This window comes from Carboxydocella sporoproducens DSM 16521, from assembly GCF_900167165.1.
Classification (GTDB): Bacteria; Bacillota.
This window is the reverse complement of record NZ_FUXM01000058.1, coordinates 1-8,731: the sequence shown is the minus strand read 5'-3', so window position 1 is coordinate 8,731 and position 8,731 is coordinate 1. Positions and strand designations below refer to the sequence as shown.

At 42.5% G+C, this 8,731-nt stretch carries 8 protein-coding genes; all 8 read right to left on the bottom strand.

Annotated features, from left to right (window positions below):
• Positions 1-76: 76 nt before the first annotated feature.
• Complete coding sequence (locus B5D20_RS13020; RefSeq protein ID WP_078666642.1) at positions 77-271, bottom strand: hypothetical protein; 195 nt, start codon at positions 269-271, stop codon at positions 77-79.
• A gap of 60 nt (positions 272-331) precedes the next feature.
• Positions 332-1,054, bottom strand: coding sequence for a M48 family metallopeptidase (locus tag B5D20_RS13015; protein ID WP_078666641.1), 723 nt, complete (start codon positions 1,052-1,054; stop codon positions 332-334).
• 13 nt (positions 1,055-1,067) lie between these two features.
• Positions 1,068-4,169: a type I restriction endonuclease subunit R gene (locus B5D20_RS13010; RefSeq protein ID WP_078666640.1), complete on the bottom strand. Its 3,102-nt coding sequence runs from the start codon at positions 4,167-4,169 to the stop codon at positions 1,068-1,070.
• Positions 4,170-4,200: 31 nt separating this feature from the next.
• Positions 4,201-5,415 carry a restriction endonuclease subunit S gene (locus B5D20_RS13005; protein WP_078666639.1) on the bottom strand — a complete coding sequence of 405 codons (1,215 nt, stop codon included), beginning with the start codon at positions 5,413-5,415 and terminating at the stop codon, positions 4,201-4,203.
• Between the two features lie 5 nt (positions 5,416-5,420).
• The gene (locus B5D20_RS13000; RefSeq protein ID WP_078666638.1) at positions 5,421-6,143 is read right to left on the bottom strand and encodes an abortive infection family protein; all 723 of its coding nucleotides are present in this window, start codon (positions 6,141-6,143) and stop codon (positions 5,421-5,423) included.
• Between the two features lie 4 nt (positions 6,144-6,147).
• Positions 6,148-7,674: a type I restriction-modification system subunit M gene (locus B5D20_RS12995; RefSeq protein WP_078666637.1), complete on the bottom strand. Its 1,527-nt coding sequence runs from the start codon at positions 7,672-7,674 to the stop codon at positions 6,148-6,150.
• A gap of 9 nt (positions 7,675-7,683) precedes the next feature.
• Positions 7,684-8,268 (bottom strand): restriction endonuclease subunit S, encoded by a 585-nt coding sequence (locus B5D20_RS12990; protein WP_078666636.1) that lies wholly within the window; start codon positions 8,266-8,268, stop codon positions 7,684-7,686.
• A 194-nt stretch (positions 8,269-8,462) separates the two neighbouring features.
• Positions 8,463-8,731 (bottom strand): group II intron maturase-specific domain-containing protein (locus tag B5D20_RS12985; RefSeq protein WP_341429576.1); only part of this gene is annotated, 269 nt, incomplete at its 5' end.

The window sequence follows — 8,731 nt, the reverse complement described above, 5'->3', positions numbered from 1 at the left end:
TTACATATAATTACATAAATGTCATATATACCATAATGCGTAATGACCAAAACATAGTTGACTACCATTCATAAAATTAATGCAACGCTACTGATGTAATTTTATTATTTTGCAACATCTCTTTTATTATGTTTTTCATTTCAACTTCATTTAATTTGAATAACTTCATGAGATTAGTTAAAGATATCCCGTTAAAATCACTTGAATTGGTATAATGAGAATAAACTTCATGTAAAATGTTCTCGAAAAGTGCAACTTTTTCTTTGTTCATAAGACACCTCCCATGTTTTCACGATAGTAACGAAAAAGAGACGTCAACTCGTCTCTTCCCCTATAATTCCCGAACCACTTCCTCATCCAAAATTGATTTCCGTTGTTTCCAATCGGGCATCAATGCGGAAAGGAAGCTGTAAAATTGATAATCATGGTTCTTATATAAAAAATGGATGAGCTCATGTAAGACCACATAATCGATGCAGTATTTTGGAGCCTTGATCAGCTCAAAATTGAGCAGTATGGCATTGGAATCCCTCAAACACGATCCCCATCTTGCCTTCATCGTGCGGATCATCAGCTTGGGCTTCCTAACGTTGTACTTTTGAACCAAAGCATACATCTTATCCAGGGATTCATTGAATACAATTTCAGCCCTGTTCCGTAGCCACTCCCCAAAAAGCTTCTCTTTCCGTTTGAGATCCTGTTTGTCTTTTACATACAGATAAATGAAGCCTCGATAATCCTTTACTCCCTCCGCTTCGCTCTCTTCGACCCTCAAGCGATACTGCTTGCCTAAATACTTGAATGACTCTCCACTGACATATTCCTTTTCACTCTGAACTTCTGGCTGGACATCTTCAAAAAACTGAATGTTTTTCAGGATCCACGCCGCTTTCTGTTTCACAAAGCCCAGGATAAAATCGAGCGGCACTTTCTCGTTTGCCGAAACCATGACGGTCATATCGGGTTTGATGTGAAGATTGACATTTTTTACGGGTTTTCGTTCTAATATAAACGGAATCACCTTTCCTCCGAACTCGACCTGATGAATCTCCATCTCACCACACCCGTCAATATCGTCTCAAGGCAACCGTCTTGACGTTTTCAATGATTTTGTCAATCTGGTCAAAATCCAGTTTCAAACCGTGTTCCTTGGCAAAGTCGTACAGCAAATCATCCAGTTCCTGAGCGATGCGATTGTGAACCTCCATGTTATCGTGCCAATCGACCTTGCTGTGCTCCTCGATGATTTCATCCACCTGAAGGGCCAATTCGCCTATGAGTTCGTCTTTGTCCGTTAAATCATTCGCTTCCCCGATGATTTCTTTCACCACACCATAAAAAGCCTGGGCATTGGGATTCTTTCGGATGTTATCGGGGTAGGTGACGCCCGAAGCTCCTGAGCGAAAATCCCGCAAGATCTCCTTCATCCGTTGCAGATATTCCGCCTCGCTGACCCGCTTGTCCTTATAGGCCTGAATGGCTTCTTCGATCCGTTCGGAAAATTTTTTGTAGTACGCGGGATTTTCATCCCATTTGGTCTCGATTCGCTTGGACAATCGGGTACGGATCGCATCCGCTTTTGCCCGTGGGGACTGCAACCGTTTTAACTCTTCCTCAAATCCTTTCTCGTCCATAATATCCACGGGGTTTGTAATGCGAATGACCTCTTCCGCCGAAATGTAGTTGTCCATCAGCATCTGCATTTTGGCTTCGTATTCCCTATGGTCAATCGTGTCACTGTACCTGAGCTTTACGCTTTTGCGGAGTTCCTGATAAAACTTCAAATCCTTCTTGTATCGATTGAGTTCCTCTGGCCCTAAAGCCCTATAAACATTTTCCGACTCCAAGGCGATGCCCAGATGGCGTCCAAACTGGCTGAGCATGTTGTAAAAATGTTCCCTGAGCTCCTCGTTTTCTAGGAGAACCTCGTATTCTTCGATGTCGCTTTTGTTTTTCACAGGGATGAAAATATTCACGAGTTCCGTATGATAATGCCTGAGCGTTCCGATGACGCTGATCACATCATACAATGTGCCTTTTAAGTCCTTCGGGTCGAAATTCTCCAGCCCCGCCCCCGAATACATCTCCATCGCTTCATCCAGTTTGTCGAGCAATCCTCTGTAGTCGATGATGAGACCGTAATCCTTACCTTCGTACAGGCGGTTCACCCTGGCAATGGCTTGCAAAAGAGTGTGTTCTTTCATCGGTTTATCGACATACAAAACGGTCGCCCTTGGAGCGTCAAAACCCGTCAGCAATTTATCGACGACGATGAGCAGGTCGATGTCGTCACCGTTGATAAACTCATCCTTGATCGCTTCTTCGTAGGCTTCCTCGTTCCCGTATTTGTCCATCATCCGTTTCCAAAACTGCTGAACTTTATCATCGGTGCTTTCATCCACCTCGTGATGCCCTTCCCGCTGATCAGGGGGAGAAATGACCACCGCACAGTTCAGATCGCCCAGTTCTTCGAACGCCTCCAGATAACGGATGGCTTCTTTCTTGCTGTTCGTTGCCAGCATGGCTTTGAAATGAGAGCCTTTGGTCTTGTAATTGTGCAGAAAATGTTCGTTGATATCGAAAGCGATCATTTTAATCCGCTGATCAGACGAGGCAATGCGTTCAAACTGGCTCCACTTTCGCATCACTTCTTCTTTTTGCTTTTCATTCAAGTGGCGGGTGATCATCTCCAAACGGTGGTCGATGGCTTTGCGGTTCACCGTTTGCTCGACCATTTTGCCTTCGTACAAAAGAGGGACAATCGCCTTGTCACGAACCCCGTCGGCAATCGTATAGGCATGGATCAGCTTGCCGAATTTGACCATCGTATTTTTTTCTTTTTTCATCAGCGGCGTTCCCGTAAAACCAAGGTAGCAGGCATTGGGGAACACCTGTTTCATTTTGTTGTGCAGTTCCCCGTACTGCGTCCGATGTGATTCGTCCACCAGGATGAAAATATCTCTGGAGAGGATCGGCTTTTGTTTCACCGCCGCTGTATCAAACTTGTGGACGAGGGTCATCACTATGTCGGCACTGTTGTCGTTAATCAAATCGACCAAATGCTTTCCCGATGTTGCTCGGCTAGCTTTGAGCCTGGTATGATGAAACGTGCGGTGAATTTGTTTGTCCAGCTCTTTTCTGTCGGTCACCACAATAACTTTCGGGTTGATGTTCTGCATTTCCGTAAGTAAGTATTTAGCCAGCATCACCATCGTGAGCGATTTTCCCGAACCTTGAGTATGCCAGATGACCCCGCCCTGGCGATTGCCGTTTTGGTCTGTCTCTTCCACGGTTTTGAGGATTTCTTTGATGGCAAAATATTGCTGGTAACGGGCAATCTTTTTCTCGTTTTTATCAAACAGCACGAAATAGCGGGTAAGCTCCAGCAGTCTTTCAGGATGGAACAGGGAAATGATGTTTTTATCCTGATTCGTCGGCAGACGGTGATGCACCGTCTTGCTGATTTGCTCCTGCAACCAATCTTCATCTTCTTCTTTCCATACCGCCCAAAATTTCTTCGGTGTATTGCACGTCGCATATTGGGTTTCATTCTTATTGGTCGCCATCACGATTTGAACAAATTTGAACAGTTGCGGGATGTAGTCTTTGCCCTGATTGCGGATCATCTGGCTAATGCCTTGCTCCATCGAAATGGAGGCTTTTTTACACTCAATCACGGCAAATGGGATTCCGTTCACATAGAGCACGATATCTGGACGGGCGGTTCCTTGCCCGTCCATCTTCTCGACAACGACTTCTTCCACCACATGAAAGACGTTGTTTTTGACGTTTTCCCAATCGATGTACTGGATGGTGAACGATTTCTTGGAGCCGTCAGGCAAGTTCTCGGTATAGCTTCTCCCCAACATCAAGGATTCGTAAATTTTTTCGTTGGTTTTCACCAACCCGTCCGTCAGCGGCTCATCCAAATCCCGAATTGCTTGTTGGATATTCCGCTCACTGAAACGATATGTAGTACCTTTATACTCATAAGCATTCAGATCCCGAAGCTTTTCCTCCAGCACATCCTTCAGGATCACATTAAATTGATTGCCCCGCATCGCTTCCGCTTCTTCAGGAGCTAGGTAACGATAGCCTAACGCCTTCAACACCTCAATGGCTGGCTGTTGGCTGATATTCCGTTCGTCATAATCCTTTGCTCTGGGCATTTTTTCACCTCCCAATTTGCAGAGTGAAGCATCAGCATTTCACTCTGACTTTTCCTGTAAGCAGAAGTTGCATGAGGCCTTTCTTTTGTTGTTTCAAGGCTTCAACTTCCTGCTCCAAAAGAGTGATTTCTCTATCTGCCATATCGAAGATATCACAAATAAATTTTTGATACTCATAGTTGTTGAATATTCTCACTGTGATAATTGCCATGACATTATTCATTAATTTGGGATTTCCATGACGAACTACATATTTATCTGTTTCCCCCTGAAGCATTAACGAGAAATATCTTGCATCAATGTCATGTCTAAGTAATTTCAGTGTTCCGCAAACGTTTGTACAATTAAATTTGCCTTTTCTATAGAAAACTGTCCCAGCATTTACTCCATCAGTTGTCCAAGTGATGTATTCCCCATCATAATCATAAGTATTTATACGACCAATTTCTCCATTATTTGATGTTTGTGAAGAATAGACAGGGTATATACCTTGGTTTTGTTCAATCTCTTTTTTGCTAATGACTCTCCCTCTTCCAATTTCACAAACATCTTTAACTTGAACCTCCTCCCATTCCCCTTCAAAACCTGGCAACCTGACCTTTCCTGTCAACAACCTCTGCATCAAGCCCTTTTTCTGCTCTTTTTTTTGCTCAATCAGTTTCTCTTTCAGCTCGATGGCTTTGTCCCAGGTTGAGAGGATATTTCCGATTTTTTCCCTTTCCATATCTAATTTAGGATATGGTATTTTCAAGTTTTCGACATCTGAACTATTAATTGCTGGATAATTTGAACCTACTAAAAGTTTATTTACCTGATTTTCGATCACTGTTCCAAACAGGTTATAATAAATAAATTTCGCATCATTCGCCTTATTGCTTGAAATTACTGAAAAACCAGTAGAACAAATGCAATCTTTGCATTCAAAATCAATATAAGCAAATCCTTTCAAGTATGGTCTTACCATACTAAATAATATGTCGTTTTTTTGAAACACTCTTCTAGCCCTTGACGGAGCTTCTTTAAATTTGATTTTATTGTTTGGTTTATAAATTTTACCATTATCAACACAAGACAGATCATAATAATAAAACTCATAGTCGGCGTCTATATTTCCATTTAAGCTCTCCCGATTTATACAAGAAACATCACTCAATTTCTTTACTTCCCAATCAGAAGGTAATACACCTATTTTTGTTTTTTTGTATCCAGTTGAATCTTCGACTTTATTTATATACTTTGCTCCCATTCTTCTTACGTCCTTCCCTCAATATAATCAAACAGTACTTTACAGATCCCTATTACTAGTTTAGCTTCAGATTCACCTACTATTTCTTCATTTGGATGAGACAATGAATGTTTATTCCTAATTGTATTTATCGAATCAATTACAGCAGACGCACTTCTGATAGTTGATTTTATTAAATTATTGATCTCTTTATTTTCAATCGGATCCAAACTATTATGGAGTTTACTATATAATTGCATCAGAGTATCGCTTTCTTCATAGGAAACCTTCTTCGTATCTAACAGCAGACGTAAGTACCCATGCAATGAAGTGTGCACCCTATCTATTGCTGAAGAGTACTTCCCCTCCTTCATGAATGATTCCGCGTCACTAATTGCACGTCTTATTGTTTCGGTTTTTCCAAGTAACGAAAAATCGACTACTTCAAATTGCTCAATTAGAACATCAATTGATATATCGGTTAGATAGTAGTCATCCTGCTTTCCAAAAATCCTTTCAGCTATTCTAAAAATCTTATCTTTATTTTCCTCCAACACTTTTATATTGTCATACGGAGTTCTAATATGGAGAATAGCTGAATAGGTATTCCATTCACGTCTTGTAAAAATAGATGTATACTCAAAATAAATATGGGATTTATTTAAAGCCCTAGATACACCGAATGAATCAGTATACTCATTCTCCCATACTTTTAACAAGGTAGTTTTAAAGTTTTCTTCGAAAGTCATAACCCTACAACCCCAGCTCTTCCAAATACTTTTCCATCTGCCGCTCTACTTCCTGAAGCTCCCGCTTAATATTGGAAATGTTCTCCTTCACCGCATCCATATCAACCATTTCCTCTTCCTCAAACGTATCAACATATCGCGGAATGTTCAGGTTGTAGTCGTTCTCTTTGATCTCCTCGATGGTCGCAACGTAAGAATATTTGTCGATCGTTTCGTACTTCTCATACGTTTCAACAATCTTCTGGATATCCTGCTTCCTGAGCTTGTTCTGGTTTTTGCCCTTTTCGTAGTTTCCTTCTCCCGAGGCATCAATAAACAGAACTTCTTTTCTCGTTCGATTCTTCTTGAAGACCATCACGCAAGCGGGAATGCCTGTTCCAAAGAACAAGTTTTCGGGCAACCCAATAACGGCATCCAACAAATTATGCTTGATGATTTCCTCCCGAATTTTCGCCTCGCTCGCTCCTCTAAACAGCACGCCATGAGGAAGGATGACCGCCGCACGGCCGTTTTCCGCAAGCGAATGAAGAATGTGCAGGACGAAGGCGTAATCTCCTTTGGATGCGGGCGGCACTCCCCAGGAAAAACGCCCATAAGGGTCAAGGCTTGCCTCCATTTTGAACTTCTCGTCGGTATTGCCTTCCCCCGCGAAACCCATCGCCCATTTGTCGAGCGAGAATGGGGGATTGGCGACGATCACCTGGAATTTCATCAACTTGCCGTCTTCCAAATGAAGCGGATTAGCCAAGGTGTCACCCCATTCAATCTTGGCATCATCAATGCCATGCAGATACATGTTCATCAACGCCAGGGAATGCGTTTGACCGTTCCGCTCTTGCCCATATACCGCCACTTTTCGGTTTGGCACTTGTCTGACCACCCGAATCAAAAGAGAACCCGAACCGCAAGTGGGGTCATAAATCCGATCATTTTCTTGGGGTTTTACCAATCTGGCAAGAAGTTCAGATACCTCTGGCGGTGTAAAAAACTCACCGCCTTTTTTGCCAGCATCACTGGCAAACAAATTGATCATATATTGATACGCGTTCCCGATAATATCCTCATCCTCAAGCACCGAAGGACGCAGATCCAGCTTCGCGAAATCCTCCAGAAGCGTTTTCAGCATGGCGTTTCTTTCCTTGGTTTTGCCCAGGATCGCCTCGGAGTTGAAATCGATATTGCGGAACACACCCCGCAATTTTCCTGTGTTTTCATTCTCCAAACGTTCCAACGCCTTGTTGATGATCACGCCGATTTCGGGGTCATTCCGCTTGCTGTATATGTAGTCAAACGTGGAGTATTCATCAAGGATAAACCGTTCCCTGGACATTGCCCGCTTAATCCGTTCCTGATCACCGTTATATCGTTTGGTGTACTCTTCAAGCCTTTCTTTGTATGTATCGCTCAGATATTTAACGAACAGCATGACCAGCACGTAATCTTTGTATATGCTGGAGTCAATTTTTCCCCTGAATGTGTCACATGCTTGCCAAAGAACCGAGTTGATATAAGCTTGCGTTGTTTTTTCCATGTTTCTCCTTCACCCTTCGTTCATTTTTATGATTGAATAAGTAACCGCCTTATAGAACTTTTCCTTTTCAGCCATTAGTTTTTGATACAAACGCTTTTCCTTTCGATATAATTGCTGTATATCTGTAATCTTTTGCTGTTTATCCAAATCCAGTTCAGGAATCGATATCTTTTCCAAAATCTGTTTGTTGGTGCTAGGAATATGGGTTCCCGTCTGGCTTTTTAACAATTCCCCTTTTACCTTATCGGTGTTCAAGAACCATGCAACATAGCCTGGCAATACATTCGTGTCGATAATTTCAACATTTGCAAAGTAAGAAGGAATGAGCAGACCCTCTTGCTCCTTGTCAATCAACACCGCTGTATTGGGATGACTGAGACGAACAAGTATATTTCCCTCACGGGTGAAAAACTCATTGCCGATGATTTCCTTGCTCTTGAAACTCTCGACGGGATCCTCTGTAAACGTACCGTCTTCCTGGATGTTTTTAAGAGATATCATCGGATATTCCGCTACAGCTTCCAAGTCTATTTCAGCCTTTTTTCTGGAAAGCACGAGCCCCATTTTAATCCGAGCAATTTCACCAAGGTACATGTCACACCTCCTTTTGTTAAATTTGATTTTTGATATAGAGATTTGAATTGTTAAATATAAAATATAACACTCGTTGTCTATTGTCAATTATTTTTTACAAACTTTTTCCTTCACCCTTGAGTCAATCGAGTAGAAGGAGGTGATTAACCCCCGTCCTCTCACACCACCGTACGTACCGTTCGGTATACGGCGGTTCACCAAGCTTGACGAATGCGATGATAACGTTCAGTCAAACTCTTCAAGCCCTGACTTTGCCAGTAGGCATTGTTCAGGGCGTTATTTAATTGTCGAGACATTCGCCAGTAGCCTTTACGGGCATTAGCCATTATATGGACTACTCGCTCCGGTAGGCCTAAGGCCCGTAGCTCACGGTATCGGGTTCGGACACGTTTACATTGTTTCCAGACGCACATCCGCAATCTCCGCCTTAGCCACCCTTCGATTTCCTGGAATACGCCCGGCG